General features: G+C 73.8%; 14 protein-coding genes, 1 pseudogene and 1 riboswitch. Of the genes and pseudogenes, 9 read left to right on the top strand and 6 right to left on the bottom strand.

Annotated features, from left to right (window positions below; translation table 11 throughout):
- Positions 1-187 precede the first annotated feature (187 nt).
- A complete protein-coding gene (locus ACF08F_RS18035) occupies positions 188-3214 on the top strand; it encodes an AAA family ATPase (RefSeq protein WP_392299465.1) in 3027 nt (1008 codons plus the stop codon).
- Here the strand turns inward: ACF08F_RS18035 and ACF08F_RS18030 are convergent.
- Positions 3204-4010 carry a caspase domain-containing protein gene (locus ACF08F_RS18030; RefSeq protein ID WP_392299464.1) on the bottom strand — a complete coding sequence of 269 codons (807 nt, stop codon included), beginning with the start codon at positions 4008-4010 and terminating at the stop codon, positions 3204-3206. The genes ACF08F_RS18035 and ACF08F_RS18030 overlap by 11 nt on opposite strands.
- Positions 4011-4238: 228 nt before the next feature.
- Between ACF08F_RS18030 and ACF08F_RS18025 the strand changes: the two genes are divergently transcribed.
- The 4 genes from ACF08F_RS18025 to ACF08F_RS18010 all read left to right on the top strand — a co-directional run bounded on the left by ACF08F_RS18025 (position 4239) and on the right by ACF08F_RS18010 (position 13358).
- The gene (locus ACF08F_RS18025) at positions 4239-5120 is read left to right on the top strand and encodes a DNA/RNA non-specific endonuclease (RefSeq protein WP_392299463.1); all 882 of its coding nucleotides are present in this window, start codon (positions 4239-4241) and stop codon (positions 5118-5120) included.
- A gap of 259 nt (positions 5121-5379) precedes the next feature.
- Positions 5380-10749, top strand: coding sequence for a trypsin-like peptidase domain-containing protein (locus ACF08F_RS18020; protein WP_392299462.1), 5370 nt, complete (start codon positions 5380-5382; stop codon positions 10747-10749).
- A 2-nt stretch (positions 10750-10751) separates the two neighbouring features.
- Positions 10752-11849 carry a trypsin-like serine peptidase gene (locus tag ACF08F_RS18015; RefSeq protein ID WP_392299461.1) on the top strand — a complete coding sequence of 366 codons (1098 nt, stop codon included), beginning with the start codon at positions 10752-10754 and terminating at the stop codon, positions 11847-11849.
- 861 nt (positions 11850-12710) lie between these two features.
- Positions 12711-13358: a transposase gene (locus tag ACF08F_RS18010; protein WP_392299460.1), complete on the top strand. Its 648-nt coding sequence runs from the start codon at positions 12711-12713 to the stop codon at positions 13356-13358.
- A 7-nt stretch (positions 13359-13365) separates the two neighbouring features.
- Here the strand turns inward: ACF08F_RS18010 and ACF08F_RS18005 are convergent, their stop codons facing one another.
- Positions 13366-14013 (bottom strand): 1,4-alpha-glucan branching protein, encoded by a 648-nt coding sequence (locus ACF08F_RS18005; protein ID WP_392299459.1) that lies wholly within the window; start codon positions 14011-14013, stop codon positions 13366-13368.
- 274 nt (positions 14014-14287) lie between these two features.
- Positions 14288-14509: riboswitch (cobalamin riboswitch) on the top strand.
- Positions 14510-14675: 166 nt separating this feature from the next.
- Here ACF08F_RS18005 and metE point away from each other — a divergent pair.
- Positions 14676-16994: a 5-methyltetrahydropteroyltriglutamate--homocysteine S-methyltransferase gene (metE, locus tag ACF08F_RS18000; protein WP_392299458.1), complete on the top strand. Its 2319-nt coding sequence runs from the start codon at positions 14676-14678 to the stop codon at positions 16992-16994.
- Positions 16995-17019: 25 nt separating this feature from the next.
- On the opposite strand, the gene ACF08F_RS17995 is transcribed toward metE, so the two are convergent.
- The 4 genes from ACF08F_RS17995 to ACF08F_RS17980 form a co-directional block, all read right to left on the bottom strand.
- A complete protein-coding gene (locus ACF08F_RS17995) occupies positions 17020-18195 on the bottom strand; it encodes an oxygenase MpaB family protein (protein WP_392299457.1) in 1176 nt (391 codons plus the stop codon).
- Positions 18196-18279: 84 nt separating this feature from the next.
- The gene (locus ACF08F_RS17990; protein ID WP_392299456.1) at positions 18280-19335 is read right to left on the bottom strand and encodes a polyprenyl synthetase family protein; all 1056 of its coding nucleotides are present in this window, start codon (positions 19333-19335) and stop codon (positions 18280-18282) included.
- Entirely contained in the window at positions 19325-19603 is a 279-nt protein-coding gene (locus tag ACF08F_RS17985) for a polyprenyl synthetase (protein WP_392299455.1), read from the bottom strand. The genes ACF08F_RS17990 and ACF08F_RS17985 overlap by 11 nt, the downstream gene beginning before the upstream one ends.
- A gap of 92 nt (positions 19604-19695) precedes the next feature.
- A complete protein-coding gene (locus tag ACF08F_RS17980; RefSeq protein WP_392299454.1) occupies positions 19696-20481 on the bottom strand; it encodes a pyridoxal-phosphate dependent enzyme in 786 nt (261 codons plus the stop codon).
- A gap of 10 nt (positions 20482-20491) precedes the next feature.
- Between ACF08F_RS17980 and ACF08F_RS17975 the strand changes: the two are divergent.
- The 3 genes and pseudogenes from ACF08F_RS17975 to ACF08F_RS17965 form a co-directional block, all read left to right on the top strand.
- Positions 20492-20719: pseudogene (locus ACF08F_RS17975) on the top strand (MFS transporter); the annotation flags it as partial.
- 110 nt (positions 20720-20829) lie between these two features.
- A complete protein-coding gene (locus ACF08F_RS17970; protein WP_392299453.1) occupies positions 20830-21510 on the top strand; it encodes a hypothetical protein in 681 nt (226 codons plus the stop codon).
- Between the two features lie 149 nt (positions 21511-21659).
- Positions 21660-22355: a type 1 glutamine amidotransferase domain-containing protein gene (locus ACF08F_RS17965; RefSeq protein ID WP_392299452.1), complete on the top strand. Its 696-nt coding sequence runs from the start codon at positions 21660-21662 to the stop codon at positions 22353-22355.
- Positions 22356-22382: the final 27 nt, after the last annotated feature.

Raw genomic sequence — 22382 nt, 5'->3', positions numbered from 1 at the left:
CATTCTTGCTGGTCAGCGACGCGCTCGTGGTCTATACCACGGGCGCGTTCTGGCGTGTTGGGGGCAGGCCGGGCAGGGACGCCGTGTCCGTATGCCGGACAAGGGGCCTGGACTCCACGGCGGGGCTCCGTATTCTCTGCGCACGGGGCTCTTGGGCCGGGGGCCCGAGGGCCGGAGGTGGTGGACAGTGACGACAGCACCGCAGCGCCCCCTGCGCCCCGCCGGCACAGGGGGGCCACCGGCACCCGTGGGCCGCGAGGAACTCCTCGCCCGGCTGGAGCGCGTCCTGCACACGCGGGGCCGCGCCCTCCTCACCGGACCCGCCGGCGTCGGCAAGACCGAGCTCGCGCTCGCCGAGGCCGCCCGCGCGGAGGCGCGCGGCGAGACCGTCCTCTGGCTCGCGACGCTCCCCTCCGACCGCGAGATACCCGGCGCCGCGGCCGCCGCGCTCGTCGCCTCCGTGGCGGCGACGGTCACATGGGCGGGCCTCGGCACTCCCGTACCCGACCTCTCCGATCCCGAGGATCCGTCGCACCGGTCCAACCGGTCCGGCCGTTCCGGCCAGTCCGATCAGTCCGATGTGTCCGATCCGTTCGCCGCCGCGCCGTTCACGCCCGGGGTGCTCGCCTCCGGTGTCTTCGACGAACTGCCCGGCCCCCAGCGCACCGCCGTCGCCATGCTCTGCCGCGAGGCGCCCGTCGACGCGGGCGGCTGGGACCCGATCGCCCTGCGCCTCGGCATCGCCCGGATCCTGCGCGCCCTCGCCGGCCGCGGCCCGGTCCTGCTCGTCGTCGACGGCGTGCAGTACATCGACGCGGACAGCGCGGACCTGCTGCGCTTCGCACTCCATCTGGCCCCGCCCGCGCTGCGGGTGGTCGCCGTCGAGACCCCGGAGCCGTACGGCGGGGACCACGAGCCGTACGGCGAGAGCCACCGGGCGGCCTTCCGCCCCGAGGACCCGCACGCCACGCACCTCTGGGTGCCCTCGGAGGCGGACGTCCTGCTCGTCCCCCCGCTGCACGCCGACGAGATCGCCGAACTCCTCATCCACCACCGCCTGCCCTCCCGGATGGCCGGCCGCATCCACCGGGCCAGCGGCGGCAATCCGCGGCTCGCGCTCGCCGTGGGCCGTTCGCTCGCCGACGCCCGCACCCCGGTCCACCACGCGGAGGCGCTCACCCTCACCGGGCGCGCCCGCGACCTCGCCCGCCAGCTCCTGGGCGCCGCGCCCCTCCCCGTACGCGAGACGCTGCTGCTCGCCGCGCTGGCGCTGCGCCCCTCGGCGACCCTGGTGCGCCGGGCCGGCCGGCCCACCGCGGAGGCCGACCTGGCGGCGGCGGAGCGGGCGGGACTGGTGTCGCTGTCCGAGGACGGCTCGGTGACGTTCACCGCCGGGCTGCTGCCCTCGACCCTGGTGCACGACGCCTGCTGGTCGGAGCGGAGCGCCGGTCACGCGGCCCTCGCCGAGGTCGTCGACGACCCGGTGGAGGCCGTACGCCACCGGGCGCTCGCGACCGACAGCCCCGACGAGGACCTCGCCGCCGAGGTCGCCGCCGCCGCCGATCTGGCCCGGGGCCGCGGGAACAGCGCGCTCGCCGCCGAACTGGCGCTGCTCGCGGCCGAGTCGACGCCGGGCCGGCACGGTACGCGGCGGATCGCCCGGCTCGTCGACGCCGCCGAGGAGGCCGCCCGCGCGGCACGCGCCGATCTCGCCATGCGGGCCGCCACCGACCTCCTCGCCCGGGACGCGGCGCCCGCCGACCGGGTCAGGGCGCGCCTCGCCGTCCTCGACACGGCCGGCCAGGGGCTGACCGGGCTCGACGAGATGTACGTGCACGCCATGGAGGACTCCGAGGGCGACACCGCGCTGCGCGCCGCCGTACAGCTCCGGCTGGCCGTCAAGTACGTGCTCGCGGACGGCGATCCGGAGCGCTCCCGGACGGCCGCCGCCGAATCGGCCGCGCTGGCCGCCTCGATGGGCGATCCGCGCACGGCCGCCCAGGCCCTGACCGTGCAGGCGCGGATGGAGCGGGCGCTCGGCTCGCCCGACACCGACGCCGTGCTCGCCCAGGCCCGGGCCCTGGAGCTGGCCGAGCGGCCGCTCGGCATCCGCAACGCCGCGCAGATCCTGACGATCCGCCACGCCCTGTTCGACGGACGGCTGACGGACGCCCGTGACGAACTGGGCGCGCTCCTCCCGCTGGTGCAGCGGCGCGGCACGGTGGAGGACGCCATCGAGCTCCTCAGCACCCTCGCCGAGATCGAGTCCCGGCTCGGCCCGTGCGGGGCGGCCCTGGCGCACGCCGGGCAGTCGCTCGCCCTCACCCTGGAGGCGGGCCTCTCGCCCGGTCCCGCCTGGTACGCGCTGGCGCTCGCGGAGACCGCCGGCGGCAGTTTCGCGCGGGCCGCGAGCTACGCCCGCCGCAGCGTCCAGGCCTCGGAGGAGGAGGGCGACCGGGTCTTCCTCTCCCGCAGCCGGTACGCCCTCGGCCGGGTCCAGCTGGTCAACGGGGACGTGGCCGCCGCCCTGGAGACGCTCCGGCGCGTCCAGGCCGACGAGCGGGCCCAGTCGACCGTCGACCCGTCGATGCTGCGCTGGCACGAGGAACTGGCCGAGGCGCTGCTCGCCAACGACGCCGGCGAGGAGGCCCTCGCGGTCCTCGCCGAGGTACGGCCGGTGGCGGAGCGCCTCGGACGCGACACCGTCCTCCTCGGCTGCGACCGCGTGCACGCCCTCTGCCTCGCGGCAGAGGGGCGTACGGACGCGGCGGCCGAGCTCCTCACCGGGACGGCCGACCGCTTCGGCCGCGCCGGGCTGCCGCTGGAGCGCGGCCGGGCGCTGATCGCGCTGGCCCGGGTGGAGCGGCGCAGGCGGCGCAGGTCGGCGGCGCAGAGCGCGCTGCACGAGGCGGCGTCCGTGTTCGAGCGGGCCGGGGCGGCGCCGTGGCTGGCCCTGGCGGGCGAGACCCCGGCGGGCGCGGCGGGCGAGGGCCCGGGCGGCGGCTCGGGCGGCGAGGAGACGCTGCCGGCGCTCTCCACCCTCACGGAGGCGGAGCTGCGGCTCGCCCGGCTGGTGGGTCAGGGGGCCAGCAACCAGGAGGCGGCGGCGAAGCTGTACCTGAGCGTGAAGACGGTCGAGGCGCGGCTGACCAGGATCTACCAGAAGCTCGACGTCCGCTCGCGCGCCCAGCTGGCGACGGCGCTCAGACCGTGAACGGCCGCTGGTTCACGAATTCCGGGCCGGGCGAGCCGGTCAGATAGAGGTTCGGGCTCTGGGTGGGCGGCAGTCTGCGCTGGATCGCGCGGTGGAAGGCCCGGTAGCCGCCCCGGAAGGCGCCGCCGTCCCACGCCTCCAGGAGGGCCGCGGTGAAGGCTCCGTTGACGTCGCCGTCGGACGCGGTCTGGTTGTCCTGGCAGGCGGAGACGAGCAGGGCGTCGGGGGCGGCCCCGTCCCCGGCGGCGTCCTCGGCGAGCGAGCGCCGCAGCTCCGTCAGGAAGCCCCGGTCCCGCTCGTAGAGCTGCCGCTGCTGCGGTTCGGGCAGATAGCGGCCCCGGTCGTCCTCGCCGCCGCCGGGGATCTCGATGCTGCTGCCGCTGTGGCAGCAGTCGAAGAAGGCAACGATCCGGACGTCGTCGGCGAAGGCACGGAAGGTCTGCTGCACCTCGTCGTCGAGGAACTGGCGGTCGTAGAGGACCAGGGTCTCGTCGAGGGCGTCCGGCTCGGCGTCCGGGCCGGTCTCGTCGGGCACCTGTCCGCCGTGGCCCGAATAGGTGAACAGCAGGATGTCCCCGGGGCCGAGGCGGGAGGCTGCCTCGCCGAGGACGGAGGTGACGTTGGCGACGGTGCCCTCCGGGGTGAGCAGGACGGTGGTCTCGAATCCGGCGGTGCGGGCGATCCGCGCCATGTCGTGGGCGTCGTTCTCGCAGGCGACCAGGGTGCCCGCCCAGCCCTCGTACCGGGCGGGGTCGACCTCGTTGAGTCCGACGTGCAGGGAGAGTCCGGTGGCCATGGGGTGCCTCCTCGTGCGGAGGGTGGGAGGTGAGGGGACGTGTGAGGGGAGATGTGTGAGGGGGAGACGGGTGTCGGGAGGGTCGTGTGTCGGGGGGAGGGAAGGGGTGGACGGGGGAAGGGAGCGGGGCGGGAAGGGCGCCGGGGGCGGCGGCGGTCGGAGGCGGCTGATCGAGTGGCCTGCGGTCCGGCGCCGAACGCGATCCCCTCCGCGCGGTACTTACATCGTATGAACCCTTCCGATCCCCCGCTCCCCGCCGGAGGTCCCCGTCACGACGCGCTCGGCGACCGCGCCGGCTACGACGAGACCTTCCTCGGCCCGGCCGTGCCGCTGCCGCTCCCGGTCCGCGACACGATCGGGACGGTGATCCTTCCGTACACCCACTTCACGGTCGTCTTCCGGCCGGACCGGCGGCTCGCCGCCTCGACCGCGGTCTGCATCGAGGGGCGTGAGCTCCACGAGGACATGCCCCGGGACGACGTCTGGGAGTTCGACCCCCGGCTGCCCGAGGACCAGCAGGCCGGCGACGAGATCTACCGGAACAACAGCCTCGACCGCGGCCATCTGGTCCGCCGCCTCGACCCGGTCTGGGGCTCGCCCGCCGTGGCGGCCCGGGCCAATACCGACACCTTCCACTTCACCAACGCGGCCCCGCAGGCGGACGTCTTCAACCAGGGCAGGCAGCTCTGGCAGGGCCTGGAGAACTACCTGCTCGACCACGCCGCCGAGTTCGACCGCAAGCTGACGGTCCTCACGGGCCCGGTGCTCCAGGACTCCGACCCGCCCTACCGGGGCATCCAGGTGCCGCTGCGGTTCTGGAAGGTGGCGGCGTTCATGCAGGACGGGGCGCTCGCCGCCGCCGCGTACGTCCTCGACCAGAGCCCCGACCTGAGCCGGGACGCCGAGCGGGCGCTCGCGGGGGCGACGGCGGGCGCACCACCGCCGCTGGGGCCCTTCCGTACGTACCAGGTACCGGTCTCGGACATCGCGGAGATCACCGAGCTGGAGTTCGGACCGCTGCCGGACGTGGACGTCCTGCCGCCGGCGCGCGGGCCGGAGGACCGCTGGCGGCGCCTGGAGTCGTACGGGGACATCGTGCTGCACCCCTGATCGCGGGGGCGTCCCCCGGCTCACCGCCAGGGGTGCGGCGGCCGGTCGGCGAGGGTCCCGGTCGCCGGTCGGCGAGAGTTCCGGCGGCCGGTCGGCGAGGATCCCGGCGGCCGGTCGGCCGGGGGTCCCGGTGGCCGGTCGGCGAGGGTCCCGGCGGCCGGTCGGCCGGGGGTCCCGGCGGCCGCCCGGCACCGATTGCGACCGGTACCGCCCGGTGAAACGATGAGAGGGACCAGCCAGTTCGCCGGACAGGTGCGCTATGCCGCTCACCGAGACGGAGTGGGGGCTCGTCGCCAGTTGGGTACGGGCCCATCTCCTGGACACACCCGAGCCGCGGGAGAGCCTGCTGCGCGCGGGTCTGCCCGCCGACTTCGTCCAGGACCTGCCGCTCACCCCCGACCCCGACCGCAACGCGCTGCTCGTGGTCGGGGCGGCCCGCCGGGACATCGCCCACCAGCGGCGGCTGCTCGCGGTCCTCTCCGGGCTCGACGCGCTGGCGGCGATCGACGATCCGCACGCCTTCGAGCAGGGAGCGGAGGCGCGGAACCTCCTCACCCGGCTGCGGGAGGACGAGCGGCTCGACCGCTCCCCGCGGGACCCCTTCGACAGTCAGCTCCTGAAGCACGGCACCGCGGCCTTCCTCGACCGCTCGGAGCTGCGCGAGAAGCTCCGGGGCTTCCTGGCCGACCCGGAGCAGACGGTCCTCGTCGTCGACGGCCCCCCGCACAGCGGCCGCTCCTACACGTACGAGTTCCTCCGGCACCTCGGCCAGCACCACGGCTTCCGGCCGGTACGGGTCACCCTGTCCCGCACGTCGACGGCGGCGCGGCTCATGGAGCGCCTGGCCGCCTTCGTCGCGGGTCCCGGAGCCGACGAAGTCTCGTTGAACCCGACACGGTTGAACGATCCACTGCCGTCATTCGAGGACGCCGCGCACCGGATCGTCGGCCGGGCGACCGCCGCCGAGGAGAGCTTCTGGATCGTCCTCGACGACTGCGACCGCCTCGACCCCAACTCGGACGTGTGGGACTGCGTCGGCGTCCTCGCCCGGGCGGTCTACGAGCACACCCCGGTGCGGAAGGAGACCGTGCCCCGCCTGGTCCTCCTCGGCTACTCGACCGCCATGCGCCAACTCCCTTACGAGATCCGCAAGAACGAGTGCCGGGACACGACGCGCCTGCTGGACGGCGACGATCTCCGGGCGTTCTTCCGCGAGTTCTTCGGCGAGTTCACCGCCGTGCACCGGGACGAGGAGGACGAGGAGGTCGTCCGCACCCTCACCGAGACGGCCGTGTCGGAGGTCCTGCGGGCCGTCGACCGCCCCGGCGCCGAGGAGAGTTACATGCGCCGGCTGTGCACGGCGGTGGAGGACGTCGTACGGCTGCACCGGGCGTTCGCCCCGCTGCCTCCCTCGCCCGGGGAGGCCGGTCACCAGCTCCGCGACGCCCTGCGCACGAGCCTCGCGGCCCCCGCCCCCGCCCTGCCCGACCTCCGGAGGTCCTACCGCGAAGCGGCCTGCCTGCTCCAGGAGTTCGACCCCGCGCTGCTGCGGCTCCCGGACGAGGAGGGGTCCACCGGCCGGGCGGTCCTGGAGCTCGTCGACGACTGCGCGGCGCTGCCGTCGACCGAGGCCACGCTCTGGACGCTGAAGCCCGAGATCCGCGAGACGGCCCTCGCGGGCCTCGCCGGCCCCGAGGCCGCACTGCGCGCCCTGCGGGCCAACATCGGCCTGCGGCCCGAGGGCCCCGGCCCCGAGCGCACCGCCCTCGGCCTGCTCACCGGCGCCGGACCCCGCACTCTCGCGGGCACGCGCGGCGCCGCCCCGACGACGGGCGTCTCCGCCCTCACCGGCAGACCGGTGGTCGACGAGCTCTGCGACACCCTCCAGGCCGTCCTGTGGCTCGGCCGGGTCCCCGGCGTGACCGGGCTCCCGCCCGCCGAGGAGGTCCAGCGCCGCCTGGAGGAGGCCCGGCTGCTCCAGCCGATGCACCGGCTCCTCCAGGGGACCTTCCACGGCCGCGCCGCCGAACTCGACGCCCTGCACGCCTATCTGGCGCTCCCCGAGGAGCCGGCCGAGCCCCCCGTCCTCATCCACGGCGTCGGAGGCATCGGCAAGAGCATGCTGCTCGCCAGGTTCCTCGTCGACGCGCTGACCGAGGCCCCCACCCGGTTCCCCTTCGCCTACCTCGACTTCGAGCGTCCGACCCTCTCCATCCACGAACCCGCCACCGTGATCGCGGAGACGGCACGCCAGCTCGGCATCCAGCACCCCGGACACCGGGCCGCCTTCGACGCCCTGGCGGACGAGTGCGAGCGGACGGCGGCGGTGCAGCGCGGCGAGCGCAACGAACTGGACGAGCTGTACCAGCTCTCCACGACGCGGGCGACGTTCGGCCGTGACTACTCGGCGGACTTCCACGCCCGGGCCAGCGCCCGGGAGCAGGAACTGGCCCGCAGGATGGCGGCCCTCGTCGCCGACGCCGTCCGGCCCGCGCGGGGCGGGTCCGCGCAGGCCCCGCCCTTCCTGATCGTCATGGACTCCTTCGAGGAGGCCCAGTACCGGGGTTCGCCGGTGATGGGCCGCATGTGGGCGATCTGGACCGCGCTGCGCGCCGCGTACTCGCGCCTGCGCTTCGTCGTCGCCGGACGCGCGCCCGTCGACCACCCGGCGCGGGTCCTCGCCCCTCGGACGATGGAGCTGACCGAGCTGGACCAACAGGCCTCCGTCGAGCTGCTGTTGTCCTCGGGCGTGACGGACGAGGCGGTCGCCGAGAGCCTCGTGGACCGGATCGGCGGCCATCCGCTCAGCCTCAGGCTGGCGGCCCGCACGGCGGTCGCGCTGGGCGGCGACTCCACCTCACTCGGCGAGCTGCTGCGCGGACTCCCGTACCGGCGGCGCTACTTCGACCGCCAGGTCGACCAGATGCTCATCCAGGGCACGCTGTACGACCGCATCCTCAAGCACATCGCGGAGGACGACGTCCGGGCCCTGGTCCAGGCGGGGCTCGCGCTCCGCTTCATCACGCCCGAGCTGGTGCGGCACGTCCTCGCCGGACCGGCCGGGCTGCGGGTCGACACCGCGGCGGAGGCCCGCCGCCTCTACGGGCTGCTCACCTCCCGGGTCGACCTGATGGAGTCGGCCGGCCCCGAGGCCATCCGGCACCGGGCCGACCTGCGGGCCATCATGCTGCGCCTCTCGGACCGCGCGCGCACCGATCTGATGCGGGCCGTGGACCGGCGTGCCGTCGCGTACTACGCGGCCCGCGAGGGGCCGCGGGACCGCGCCGAGGAGATCTACCACCGGCTCCGCCTCGGCGAGAACCCGCGCACGGTGGAGGCCCGTTGGGAGCAGGGCGTGACCCCGTACCTCGGCGGCTCGACGCACCGCGAGATGCCGGACCGGTCGGCGGCCTTCCTCCTCGGTCTGATCGGCGGCCACGTCCCCGACCAGATCATGACGGAGGCCGAGCAGGAGGACTGGGAGCGGATCGCCGCGCGCGAGGTCGAGGACCTCCTCACCCAGGGGTACGTGGAGGCGGCGGCGCAGCGGCTGTCCGGGCGGCGGCCGTGGACTCCCTGCAGCAGGCTCCACGCGCTGCTCGCGGAGACCCTCGCCCGCTCGGGGCGGGGCGCGGAGGCCCGCGAGGGCGCCGAGCGGGCCGTGGCCGGCGCGGCGGAGGCGGGCTGCGGGGAGACCCAGCTCGAACTGCTCCAGCTGTCGGCGCGGCTCGCGCAGGACGCCGGGGACTTCGCCGACGCGGACCGGGACCTCCAGGAGGCCGAGGAGATCGCGGCCGGTCTCGGCCTGCGGTACGAGTCCCTGGGCGTCCTGGTCGCCCGGTCCCGGCTCGCGGCCCTCGCGGACGGCGACGCCGCCCCGGCGGAGGCGCGGCTCGCCCGGACGCTGCGCGGGATTCCCGACGCGGAGTTGGCGCGGCAGCCGTCCCTGGCCCGCACGGCGGCCGCGACAGCCTGCCGGGCGGACCCGCAGCTGCTGGAGCACACGCTGCGGCTCGTGGGGCTCCCGGCGGACGAGGACGCGGTCGTGGGCGAGCTCGCCCACTGGATCGACACGACGATGAACGACGAGCCGCGGCTGTGCGAGCCCCTGACCCGCATCCTGGACGCGGCGGCCGGCGAGCCCCCGGACCTCGCACCGGCGACGTGGGGAGCGGCGCCGCGGGGCGGGGGGAGGCAGACGCCCCGCATGGGCCGTGAGCGGATCGAGCGGGCGCTGCGGGAGGCGCGGCGGCGCGGGACGCTGGACAGCGTCGCCCGGCAGGCCCTCACGCTCCGCGACGGCAGCGGGGACCTGCTGCTCGGGGTCGCCTCCGCCATGGAGGCCGGCCCGGCCGCGCACGGCCCCACGGCCACCGTCCGGATGCCCGCCGCCCCGCTCTCGTCCCCGCCGCCTCCCGGCCTGTGGACGCAGCCGCCGCCCCATGCCGCCGGGGCCGCGCTGCGCAAGGAGCCCTTCCTGCCCCAGGAGGAGCTGGTCCGGGTCCGGAACGCCGCGATGGAGGCGGGGCTCGCCGACCGGGCGCTGCGGCCCGCACTGCTCAAGGGCATCCCGGCGCACTTCACGGCCACCCTCCAGCCGCTCAGCGACCCGCTGGAGCAGGCCCATGCCGATCTGAACGCGATGAACCAGGTCGAGCGGCTCATCGACGGCCTCGTGCCCCTGGAGATCTGGCTGCACAACGCGATCGAGCAGACCCACGAGCAGGGTCCGCGAGCCGTTCTCCAGGGAGCGCTCGACACCGTGGCCAGGGAGATCGCCGGCGAGGCCTCCCTGCCGCCGGAGATGATGCCCGGGGAGTTCAAGGAGGAGATCGTCCTCCAGGACGACACCGTGCCGTACGAGTTCCTCCAAGGCGGCATCCGGGCCGGTGCGTCCGTCGCGCTGCTGAGGATCCCGCCGTACGAGTCGGGGTCGCCGCTCCTCCCCTCGTACCCGCACGGCGGCACGGGGTGGATGGTCGCGCCCGGCCTGCTGATCACCAACCACCATGTGGTGATGGCGCGTTCGTGGGAGTCCGGCGTGCGGCCGTTCGTGAGCGACGAGGATCTGCGGCTCCAGGCGCTGATGTCCCGCTCCCGCTTCGACTTCGTCGAGAACGCGACGGCCTCCCCGGAGGTGACCGCCGGTGAACTGGCGGCCTGGGACGAGGCCCTCGACTACGCCGTCGTGCGGCTCGCCGCCGAGCAGGCACCGCGGCCGACGCTGAAGGTCGCCACGCGCCCGCTGCTCGTCCGGGAGCGCCAGCGCGTGCCCGTCAACATCATCCAGCACCCGGGGGGCCTGCCGAAGCGGGTGGCCCTGCGCAACAACCTGGTCTACCGGGCGGACGAGCGGGACATCCTCTACTTCACCGACACGCGCGGCGGCTCGTCCGGCTCTCCCGTCTGCCTGGACGACTGGACGGTGGTGGGGCTGCACCGGGGCACACAGAAGGTCGACGAGGTCGAGTTCCAGGGCGGGAAGACGAAGTTCGTGAACGTCGGCACCCAGATGAGCAGCATCATGACCCATCTGCGGGATTCCCGGCCGGAGTTGTACGACGAGATCGTGGCCGGCCAGTCGGGGCGGCCCGCCCCGGGCGGGCGCACGGGTGGCGGAGGTGAGTGACCATGCCGAACGGAGCACGGAACGGGTCGCCCGGGTCGCCGGTCGCGACCGGCGCCGCGGAGATCTTCGGGGACCTGCGGGCGGTCGCCGCCCGCGTCCGGGCGGACCTGGAGGCGGAGATCGCCGAGTCCTCGCTCGAACTGCCCGCCGACGTGGCGCCCGCGGCCGAGATCTCCCGCTTCGCCCGCGACGAGCGGGCGCGGGTCCTGGAGGCCGGGGTCAGCGGTCTGGAGAAGCTTGCGGCGCACCGCGAGGACGAGCTCGAACCGGACGAGTCCTTCGGCGTGGAGGCGATCGTCCTCCTCCAGGGCCGCCCCGCGATCCTGGTGCAGCGCCAGGACTTCGCCTCTCAGCGCGACGAGTGGGCGGTCCTCGACGGCCACCGGGCCGCCATCAAGGAGTCCCTGGCGCGGGTCGGCCGGGTCGAGGTGACCGGCCATCCCAGTCTGGACTGGATCGGCACGGCGTTCCTCGTCGGGCCGCGCACGGTGATGACGAACCGTCATGTGGCGGCGGAGTTCAGCCGTTTTGAAGCGGACCGGGACCGCTGGACGTTCGAGTTCGGCATGTCGGCGCGGGTGGACCCGGCGGAGGAGCTGCCCGTGGACGGCGGCGACCCGGTCACGGCACCGCCCTCGGTCCCGTACGAGATCACGGAGGTCCTCGGCATCCACCCGGACGTCGACATGGCCCTGCTGCGGGTCGAGCCCGCGGCCTCCGACGGGCTGCCCACCCCGCTCGCGGTGGCCGCCGACGCCCCCGCGAGCCTGCCGGGCCGCCCGGTGTACGTGATCGGCTACCCGGCCTGGGACGGCAGGCGCAACGAGCCCGAGTCGATGCGCCGGATCTTCATGGACGTGTACAACGTCAAGCGGCTCCAGCCGGGCGCGGCCACCGAGTTCACCCCGGGGAGCCTGGTGATGAAGCACGACTGCTCGACGCTGGGCGGCAACAGCGGCTCCCCCGTGTTCGACCTCACCGACCACCGTGTGCTCGGTCTGCACTTCGGCGGCCGCTACCGCAGCGGGAACCTCGCGGTCGCGCTGTGGGAGCTGGTCGACGACCCGCTGCTCGCCAAGGCGGAGGTCAACTGGGTCTGAGGCCCGCCCGACGGGCCCTGCGAGCCCCGTGGGCGTTTCCTTCGGATCACACCGCGAGTCCGGCAGGATCCGGGAGCGGCGCCGTGGACGGTGACGTACGAGCTAGGGCGTGTTGCGAAAGTAGCGCCGGCCGCCCGTCGGGCAGGCGGGACTTTCGCAACACGCCCTAGTGGCTTGTCACGCTGCCGTGGCCGGGTAATCAACGGTGTCAGTGATCACGGCTATGGTTCCCGGTCATGGGGTTCTCGGGGTCTTTCATCGTGGCGCGAGCCGGCCGGCCGCTGACGGAGTTGGCGGCGATGCGGGCGTCGGACTGTGTGCCGTTGTGGTGGGCGCGTGATGGCGAGTGGCAGATCCTGCAAGCGTGTCCTATCGCTGATCCGGAGCCTTCGATCATTGACGAGACGCGAGCTTCTGTCCTGGTCTGTCATGTGGTTGACAGCGACTTCGCGACCGTTCAGGCAGCGAGTCCCGATGGCCTGTCATGGCAATGTGCCTTGTCGTCGGAGATGGCGCGGGATTACGGCCTCCCTGGTGAGTGGATCGGTGATTCGGTCGAAGTAGGTGAGCGAGCTGCAGCCTGGGCCCGAGGGGCTGGCCTTCAGCCGGACCCGGTGGCGCTCAGGACCGCCCTGGTGGCTGAGTGTGATCCGTTGGCGGAGGACTTGGTCTTCGCGCTTGTTCACGCCTTGGGGTTCCGGTTCCGTGACGGGGTCGCCCTGGAACCGCCGACGGTGTGATTGGGGGCCTGTCCGCAAACTGCGTCCCGCCGACTCGCCAGCCGAAGTGCTCAGAGCGGTCGCGCGACCTGCTGCTCGTGGGGCAGCAGACTGTCTCCAAGACCTGATCTTGGAGGTGGTCGTGGGACGACGACCGGGTGTGTTCGTCCGGCCGGTCACGATGGACGAGGGCCGGAGGCTGCAGCGGATCAGCCGGACCGCGAAGGACCCGGTGAAACTCCGCCGGGCGATCGTGGTGCTGATGTCCGCCCAGGGCCAGTCGGTGAAGGACATCACCACGTTGATGCAGGTTGGTGAGGACTACGAACGTGATGTCATCCACGCCTCCACCGAGCGGGGGTTCGATGCGCTGGCCCCAAAATGGAGCGGGGGACCCCCCAAGACGATCAGTGACGAGGTGCGCGAGCACATCTGTCTGATCGCCCGGACGTCCCCCGCCGACTGGAAGATCACCGCGTTCTCCACCTGGAGCCTGAGCAAGCTCGCCGACCACCTCATCAAGCAGAAGGTGACCGCGGCCATCAGCCGGGAGACCCTGCGCCGGATCCTGCGCGAGGGCAAGGTCTCCTGGCTGAACTGGATCGAGGCCGAGTTCGCGGCCCTGCGTTACTTCGCGCTCAACGGCACCGACCATCGCAGCCACGACGAGCAGAACGCGGCCATCGCCGCTTACATCCGCTGGCACAACGCTCACGCAGAACCGAAGACCAACTTCGCCCCCGACTCACCCATCCGCGCCTGGACGCATTACCCGGCCAAGGCTGTCTGACGAGCCACTAGACGGTGACGTACGAGCCGCGGGCGGTGCTCCCGTCCGGCAGCAGCCACGCGGCGGTGACCCGGCCGGAGTCCGGCGAGCCGTCCTCGTCGGCGGCCCGCAGGACGCGCCGTACGCGCAGGGTCAGTTCCTCGGGCGCGCCGTCCGCCCGCAGCACCACGGCGGTGTGGTCGGCCCCGTCCACGACCCGTACGAGCTCGGCGTCGGGCGCGTCCCCGGCCGGTGCCGTGACGGAGACCGTCGGATCCACCGTGTCGTCCACGGACTGGTGCTGCGCGACCGCCTTGCCCCGCAGCAGGGCGTACAACTCCCCGACGAGCACGGGGTCGTGGGCACCGTCGTAGATCCAGCGCGTGCCGAGGACGCCGTGCTCGGACGTGCCGATGAGCGCGTGCTCGGCGCCCTCCAGCGGAGCCCCCCGGTAGGTCATGGGCACCAGATAGGCGGTAGCGCCCGGCTCGGTGCCGTCGGTCACCACCATGAACTCGATACCCACCTCGCCGGCCGGGTCGTCGAGCCGGAAGCCGCCCGCCTTGGCCGGGGCCGGCCCGCCCTCCCGGCCGCCGTACCAGTCGCGGGTGGGCAGCCACGAGGCGAGCAGCTCCAGTTTGGTGGGCTGCATCGTGGTGTGGTGGATGACGGCCATCGTGCGACTCTTCCTCTCGACCGGCGGCCGGGGATGTGAGGTCCCCGTCCGCGCCGGAACCGCTGGGCCTTCGGAACCTAACAGACGGCCTCCGGGCCGCCCTGCGGCTCCGGCCCGCCGGACCTGCCCTGGAAGGTGGCGTGCTGTCCCCGGCCGGCAGGAGGCGTCCCCAGCCCGAGCGGCGGCTGACCGGTCCGCATCCGTGACCTGACGGACTCCGGGGCCCTGCGCGGTCCCGGGGCCCTTTTGCGTGCGCGCAGCCGGAGGGCCGGGTTACGCTGCCGGTGCAGCTGGTTCGCCCCGTCAGCCGGACGGGATGCGTCGTAAGAGGGAACCCGGTGGGAATCCGGGACTGCCCCGCAGCGGTGAGCGGGAACGACCGCCGTCACACAGCACTGGGCCCGTGACGGGCCTGGGAAGCGACGGCCACTAGGTGTCCTCCCCCGTGAGGACGTGCCCGCGAGTCCGAAGACCTGCCCGTTGCCCGCACGCGGACGATTCCGCGCGCGGACATTCCGGTGACCTCGAGGGCGGGTCGGCGTACAGAGCGAGCAGGACGACCCCGTCGCACCACGCCGGGTCGTACCGGCCGTTCCGTCACCCCTTCGCGCCCCCGTCCCGTCCCCGGGATCTCAGGGATTCATCTCGCGAAGGAGATCTCCGTGACCACCAAGTCCGCAGCCGCGGCAGCGCGTTCCACCCTCCACGGCTACCCGCGTCAGGGGCCGGACCGCGAACTGAAGAAGGCCGTCGAGGGCTACTGGAAGGGCCGCGTCACCGCCGACGCCCTCCGGGACACCGCCGCCGGACTGCGCCTCGACACCTGGCGGCGGCTCGCCGCCGCCGGCCTCGACGAGGTCCCCACAGGCGACTTCTCGTACTACGACCACGTCCTCGACACCACCGTCATGGTGGGCGCGATCCCCGAGCGGCACCGCGCCGCCGTCGCGGCGGATCCGCTCGACGGGTACTTCGCGATGGCGCGCGGCACCCAGGACGTCGCGCCGCTGGAGATGACCAAGTGGTTCGACACCAACTACCACTATCTCGTGCCTGAGTTGGGACCCGACACGGTCTTCACGGCCGACTCCTCCCGGCAGGTCGCCGCCCTCGGCGAGGCCCTGGCCGAGGGCCTCGCCGCCCGGCCGGTCCTGGTCGGCCCCGTCACCTACCTGCTCCTCGCCAAGCCCGCACCCGGTGTGGCGCCCGGCTTCGACCCGCTGACCCTCCTCGACCGGCTGCTCCCGGTGTACGCCGAGGTCCTCGCCGACCTCCGGGCGGGGGGCGCCGAGTGGGCGCAGCTCGACGAGCCGGCCCTCGTCCAGGACCGCACCCCGGCGGAACTGAACGCCGCCGCCCGCGCCTACCGCGACCTCGGAGCGCTCACGGACCGGCCGAAGCTCCTGGTCGCCTCCTACTTCGACCGGCTCGGCGACGCCCTGCCGGTCCTCGCGAAGGCACCGGTCGAGGGGCTGGCCCTCGACTTCACCGAGCGGGCGGCCGCCAACCTGGACGCGCTCGCCGCCGTCGGCGGCCTGCCCGGCAAGCGGCTCGTCGCCGGGGTGGTCGACGGCCGCAACGTCTGGGTCAACGACCTGACCGCCTCGCTCACCACGCTCGGCACCCTCCTCGGTCTCGCCGAGCGGGTCGACGTGGCCGCCTCCTGCTCGCTGCTGCACGTCCCGCTCGACGCGGCGGCCGAACGCGACACCGATCCGCAGATCCTGCGCTGGCTCGCCTTCGCCCGCCAGAAGACCGCCGAGGTCGTCACCCTCGCGAAGGGTCTCTCGCAGGGCACCGGGGCCGTCACCGCCGAACTGGCCGCCAACCGCGCCGACCTCGCCTCGCGCGCGACCTCCCCGATCACCCGCGACCCGGCCGTCCGCTCCCGCGCCGCGGCCGTCTCCGCCTCGGACACCCACCGCTCCCAGCCGTACGGCGACCGCGCCGCCGCCCAGCACGCCGCCCTGCGGCTCCCGCTGCTGCCGTCCACGACCATCGGCTCGTTCCCGCAGACCGCGGAGCTGCGGAGCGCCCGGGCCGACCTGCGGGCGGGCCGGACCGACACCGCCGGGTACGAGGAGCGGATCAGGTCCGAGATCCAGGAGGTGATCTCCTTCCAGGAGAAGACCGGACTGGACGTCCTCGTCCACGGCGAGCCGGAACGCAACGACATGGTGCAGTACTTCGCCGAGCAGCTCACCGGATACCTGGCCACCCAGCACGGCTGGGTCCAGTCCTACGGCACCCGCTACGTCCGGCCGCCCGTCCTCGCCGGCGACATCTCCCGGCCCGAGCCCATGACGGTCCGCTGGACGACGTACGCGCAGTCCCTCACCACCAAGCCGGTCAAGGGCATGCTCACCGGCCCCGTCACCATGCTCGCCTGGTCCTTCGTCCGTGACGACCAGCCCCTCGCCGACACCGCCCGCCAGGTCGCCCTTGCCCTGCGCGACGAGGTGAACGACCTGGAGGCGGCGGGCACTTCGGTCATCCAGGTGGACGAACCGGCCCTCCGCGAGACCCTGCCCCTGCGCACCGCCGACCACGGGGACTACCTGTCCTGGGCGACGGAGGCCTTCCGCCTCACCACCGCGGGAGTGCGGCCGGAGACCCAGATCCACACCCACATGTGCTACGCCGAGTTCGGCGACGTCGTCCAGGCCATCGACGACCTCGACGCCGACGTCATCAGCCTGGAGGCCGCCCGCTCCCACATGCAGGTCGCCCGTGAGCTCGCCGCCCACGGCTACCCGCGCGAGGCGGGACCCGGGGTCTACGACATCCACTCCCCGCGCGTCCCGAGCGCCGAGGAGGCCGCGGAGCTGCTCCGTACCGGCCTGGAGGCCATCCCCGCCGAGCGGCTCTGGGTCAACCCCGACTGCGGCCTGAAGACCCGCGGCTGGCCCGAGACCCGCACCTCGCTGGAGAACCTGGTGGCGGCGGCCCGCACCGTCCGGGCCGAGCTCACCGCTCCCTGACGGCGACGCGGCCGCGACCCGGCCGTCACGGGGAGACCGTGGCGGCCGGGGGCGCCCAGCGGCGGGTGCGGGCCGGGCCCGCCGGGACGCCGTACTCCTTCCTGAGGTGCTCGGGGATGGCGTAGTGCATGACGCGGCCACGGGTGAGGGAGGACAGTTCCAGGACGGTGGTGAGGTGGCCGAGGCGGTCCAGGGCCCAGGCGCCGAGCGGTGAGCTGTCCTCGATGCTCTCCAGGACGCCGAGGAGGTGGGGGACGGACCTGACGAGGGTGTCCCAGCGGGTGCGGGGGACGTCCAGCCAGTCGGCGCAGGTGTCGCCGACGAGGAAGCGGATGAGCGCGGAGACGACCGGGTCGAAGAAGGTGCCGGGCACGATCTCCTCGTAGAGGTCGATCAGTTGGCGGGTCAGGTGCGAACCCTCGGGCGAGGGTCCCATGTGGCGGACCATGTAGAGGTCGAGGAAGGCCCGGGCGTCGTCGAGGGTCTTCGGGACGGCGTCCTGGTCGACGCCGAGCATGGCGCCGACCACACGCCAGGCGTAGTAGTAGGCGTCCGCGCCCTCGGAGGTCATGTGGATGCCGAGGCGGTGCAGACTGTCGAGGACGAGCATCGAGAAGAACATCTGCCCGCCGATCATGTCCTCCTGACAGATCGGCACCCCCAGCTCGGCGGCGTCCCACCGGTTCTCGCGGACGAGGTGGTGACGGATGGAGGCGTGCAGCAGACGGACCTTCTGCGCGGCGGGGATGAACCTGCTGCCGGCCTCGAAGGCGTCGGGCTGCATCAGGTGGACGGTGAACTGCCCGGTCTCCGCCATGCGCTTGGACGGGTAGCTCAGGCCGTGCGTCGCCGACAGCAGCTTCGCCACGTGCGGGACGAGGTAGCAGGCGGGCATGGAGGCGAAGGACAGCGCGGTGGAGATGTGGACGTTGTTGTCGATGAAGAACAGCCGGGCCTTCTCCATCTCCCCCCAGTCCACCCAGGACGGCGGGGCGCTCGTGGCGTGGAGGTACTCCCGGGCGACGTCGGGCAGCCCGTCCGGCAGCGGGGCGCCGGCGGTGGAGACGTACCGCATCAGGGTGTTGAACTTTCCGACCTCGCCGCGTTCGAAGAGCGTGGCGACCGTGGCGTCGGCGAGTTCGTCGCCGGACCGCCGCAGGGCGTCCATCGACGCCTCGGTACGGGACGTGACAGGGGTCATGGGGCAGGGCTCCTTGTTCTCCGTCAGGAACGGGGATCTCTGTCGGGGACGGGGGATCTCTGACGGGGGTCGGGGGGGTCTCCGTCAGGAACGGCGGGCCGCCGCCGAGTGCGCCAGGGCGGTGAGCGCGGCGGCGGGCGGGGCGGGCAGGTTCAGCCCGTCGAGGGCTCGGAGTGCCTCCTCGACCCGCGCGGCGATCATGGCCTCGACCCGGTCGGGCGCCTTCAGCCGCCGCATCAGCGCGCGTACGGCCTCCAGCGCGTCGCCGTCGAGGGCGGGGCGGGCGAGCAGGTCGCGCAGCCGCCGCCGGTCCTCGCCACCGGCGAGCCGCCAGGTCTCGGCGAGCAGGGCGGTGGGCCGTCGGCCGTGTACGTCGTCGGCGTCGGCCTTGCCGGTGGTCTCCGGGTCCCCGAAGAGGCCGAGCAGGTCGTCCCGCAGCTGGAACGCCTCCCCGAGCGGCAGCCCGTACGCGGAGTAGCCCTCACGCAGCCGCCGACCGGCCCCGGCCAGGGCGCCGCCGATCAACAGGGGCTGCTCGACGGTGTACTTGGCGGTCTTGTAGCGGATCACCTTCAGCGAGGCAGCCGTGTCGGGGGCGGCTCCGGTGTGCAGGATCTCCAGGCACTCGCCCGCGATCAGGTCCCGGGCGAGTGCCGCCCAGAGGGGTCGGGCGCGGCCGAGGTAGGCGGCCGGTACTCCGCTGGTGACGAACAGCTGGCCGGCGAGCGACATGAGCAGGTCCCCGACGAGCATGGCCAGCGACCGGGCGCCGGCGGCGGGCCGCGGGTGGTGCCCCACCGCGTCCCGCAGGGCCACGTGGGCGGTGGGGCGGCCGTGGCGCAGCGGGCTGTCGTCGATCAGGTCGTCGTGGACGACGGCCGCCGCGTGCACGAGCTCCATCGAGGCCGCCGCCCGCAGCAGCGCCTCGCTGTCGGGCTGCCCCACCGCGCGCCAGCCCCAGTAGCAGAACGCGGCCCGCAGCCTCTTGCCGTCCGCGACCGCCGCCTCCAGCTGTCCGGCGACCGGGCCCAGCGCGGGATCGACCTCCGACAGCAGGCCGGCCTCCTCGGCGACGTACCGCCGGAGCACCTCGTCGACGCGGGACTTGAAGGCGGCCGGCTCCCAGCGCTCAGACGTCACGGTCGGCCCGCCGGGCCAGCACGTGCCGGGCGAGGACCTCCAGGTAGGCCGGTGGCGGCGCCGCGTACCTGTCGAGGACGAGGCGGCCGCGGGCCTCCAGGTCCCGTTCGGCCTCCGCCGCCACCTCGGCGGCGTCCGAGCGCCTCAACAGGCCCCGGACGGCCCCGAGTCCCGTGCTCAGGGTGCTGACCGCCAGGTCCGCGAGCCCCGCCGCCAGCAGCAACGCCCGCTCGTCCAGGCCCTCGCGGACCCCTGGTTCCCTCGTCACACCGCTCCCCTGCCCGCGGCACGTCCCGGCCGCACGATCACTGCCACTCCTCCCTCAGCCTCGCGCCGGACCGGTGGCGGGGACGGGCGAACTCACCAACGAGTGATCATCTCGCCGGTGCGTACGAGCCGGTCGCACGGACGTCCGCTCCGGCGCGGTTCCATTCCATCCGGGACCACGGCAGCGCCAGCTCGCTCCGGTCGGTCACGTCGCGCGGGGCGAGGGCGGCGAGGGGCGCGGCCTCGCGGTGGCGGGCGTGCACGGTGTCGACGTAGCGGTGACCGGTGTCGGCGGCGATGAAGAGGACCGTGCATCTGGGGGGTGCGATCGCGTTCGTGGCGGGCGGCGAGGTAGCCGGCGCCGGTCGAGAGGCCCGCGAAGACCGCGTGCCGGCGCAGCAGGTCGACGCTGCTGGCCAGGGCCGCGTCGAAGGAGATCCGGTGCAGGTTGTCGTACAGCTCGTGGGAGACGTTGCCGAAGGGGATGGAGCTGCCGATCCCGGCGATGATGATCTCGGGATCGGAGACGTGTTCGGCGCCGAAGGTGACGCTGCCGTACGGCTGGACGCCGACGAGCCGGACGTCGGCCATGCCGCTCGGGGAGGCGCCCAGGTAGCGGGCGAGGGCGCCGGTCGAGGCACCCGAGCGGACCCCGCCGACGACGGTGAGCCCGGCGGCTCCGTCCGGGCCGGCCGCTCCGTCCGGATCGGCCGGCCCGGTCGCCTCCCTGATCCGGTCGGCGATCGCCCGGTAGCCGAGGTAGTGGATGTCGTCGTGGTACTGCCGCATCCAGTGGTACTCGGGGTGTTCGGCGAGGATCTCGTGGATCCGCGCGACGCGCCGCTTCTGGTCGAGCTTGAGGTCGCTGCACGGTTCCATCTGCTCCAACGTCGCACCGGACAGGCCGGCCCGTGTCTCCTCGCTGGACTTCCTCGTGTCGTACGGTCTCGCGCCGGTCGGCCTGGCCCTGATCGCCCCGGCCATCGACGCCTTCGGGGTCACGCCCGTGCTCGGCGTGTGCGCAGCCGCCTGCTTCCTCGTGACGGCGGCCGCGGCACTGACCCCGACCGCCCGTCACTTCGCGCGCACGGCACCGGATCCGGCGCGGACGCGCTGACGCACGGGCTCCCCCAGGTCGTCGGAGACCGTGTCGGACCCCTCCGATACGGTCTCTGGTCTACGGCCGCACAGCTCTACGGCCGCACGGCTCGACACACGGGGGCAGGAATGACCATTCACCGACCGGGACTGCCGGAGGACCTTCCGACGGGCGAGGCGCTCTGGGCCCGGTGGGCCCTGCTCGCCGCGGTCGGCGCGACCACGGAGGACGAGCAGCGCCGGAGCGGCTACCGCACCGGCGTCTGGATCGACTCCGAGGGCCTGCACCACGACGACTCCGGCTGCACCTGGTGGACCATGTCCCGGATGGGCGAAGGCCGGTTCGTGCTCTACGGCGAGGACGAGTCGAGCGGGGTCAAGTGGCACGAGCCGCCGATCGACATGCTCGCGGGCGGCCCGGAGTGGCTCCCGTACGAGGAGCTGCACGACCGCCTCGAAGGCAACGAGCTGGGGTGCGTCTACTGGTACGAGAACGGGACCTGGGCCCGCGCGCCGTACCCCGCGGACCTCCGTGACGACGGCCTGGACTGCGGCATGAGCGACTTCGTCGACCGGGAGCGGGCGGTGGGCGACCTGTCCGACCGCATCGACCGCACCGCCGAAGGGCCGAGCGCCGACGCGCTCCTGGCCGCGGCCGAGGCGCACCGGCTGGACCCGGCCGTCCTGCTGGAGCGGCTCCGCCCGATCGGCCCGGACGGCGACCCGCTGGACGGCCCCGCCGTCGCGAGGGCCCTGGCCCTCGCGGGCCTCACGGCCCCGGTCACCGCCCCGGGGTCCGCCGTCGGATAGGCGAGTTCGCAGGTCGGAGCCGCTGGGAGGTATTCCCCGGGAGCCATCGGACTTCCCATGGCGGACATCGGGTTCTCCATTGGAAACCTCTCGGCGGCGGGCATAGCGTCGAAGACATCGCCGCACCGACGACCCCGGGAGCCCCTCGCATGTCCAAGATCCTTTTCGTGATGACCGGCGCCGACCACTGGACCCTGGCCGACGGGACCAAGCACCCCACCGGCTTCTGGGCGGAGGAGGCCGTGGCGCCGTACGAGGTGTTCAAGGCCGCCGGCCACGAGGTCGTGGTGGCCACGCCCGGCGGGGTCGTCCCGACGGTCGACCGGGGCAGCCTCGCTCCGGAGGTCAACGGCGGACAGGAGGGCGCCGACAAGGTCGCCGCCGCCCTCGCCTCGCTCGACGAGCTCGACCACCCGATCACGCTGGAGGACGTACGCCTCGACGAGTACGCGGCGGTCTTCTACCCCGGCGGCCACGGCCCCATGGAGGACCTCGCCGTCGACCCGGTCTCCGGCCGGATCCTGGTCGACGCCCTCGCCTCGGGCAAGCCCCTCGCCGTCGTCTGCCACGCCCCCGCCGCGATGCTCGCCGCGACGAAGGCCGACGGCACCAACGCCTTCGCCGGCTACAAGGTCGCCGCCTTCACCAACGCGGAGGAGACCCAGGCCGGCTTCGCCGACAAGGCCCAGTGGCTCCTGGAGACCCGCCTCGTCGAGGCCGGCGTGGACGTCCAGGTCGGCGAGCCGTGGGTGCCGAACATCGTCGTCGACCGCAACCTGGTCACCGGCCAGAACCCGTCCTCCTCCGCCCCGCTCGCCGCCGAGGTCCTCAAGAAGATGGCCTGACGGCGGCCACCGGCCCCGACCGTCACC

This window comes from Streptomyces sp. NPDC015130 (assembly GCF_043080005.1).
Taxonomy (GTDB): Bacteria; Actinomycetota; Actinomycetes; order Streptomycetales; family Streptomycetaceae; genus Streptomyces.
Note: the sequence above shows the minus strand (reverse complement) of the source record. Positions and strands in the feature narration are given on the sequence as shown.

Bases quoted from the DNA above. Each gene is read 5' to 3' on its own strand.
- ACF08F_RS18030 (WP_392299464.1), bottom strand. From the start codon at position 4,010: ATGGCCACCGGACTCTCCCTGCACGTCGGACTCAACGAGGTCGACCCC.
- ACF08F_RS17980 (WP_392299454.1), bottom strand. From the start codon at position 20,481: ATGGAACCGTGCAGCGACCTCAAGCTCGACCAGAAGCGGCGCGTCGCG.
- ACF08F_RS17970 (WP_392299453.1), top strand. From the start codon at position 20,830: ATGACCATTCACCGACCGGGACTGCCGGAGGACCTTCCGACGGGCGAG.
- ACF08F_RS17995 (WP_392299457.1), bottom strand. From the start codon at position 18,195: ATGACCCCTGTCACGTCCCGTACCGAGGCGTCGATGGACGCCCTGCGG.
- ACF08F_RS18005 (WP_392299459.1), bottom strand. From the start codon at position 14,013: ATGGCCGTCATCCACCACACCACGATGCAGCCCACCAAACTGGAGCTG.
- ACF08F_RS18015 (WP_392299461.1), top strand. From the start codon at position 10,752: ATGCCGAACGGAGCACGGAACGGGTCGCCCGGGTCGCCGGTCGCGACC.
- ACF08F_RS18025 (WP_392299463.1), top strand. From the start codon at position 4,239: ATGAACCCTTCCGATCCCCCGCTCCCCGCCGGAGGTCCCCGTCACGAC.
- ACF08F_RS18020 (WP_392299462.1), top strand. From the start codon at position 5,380: ATGCCGCTCACCGAGACGGAGTGGGGGCTCGTCGCCAGTTGGGTACGG.
- ACF08F_RS17965 (WP_392299452.1), top strand. From the start codon at position 21,660: ATGTCCAAGATCCTTTTCGTGATGACCGGCGCCGACCACTGGACCCTG.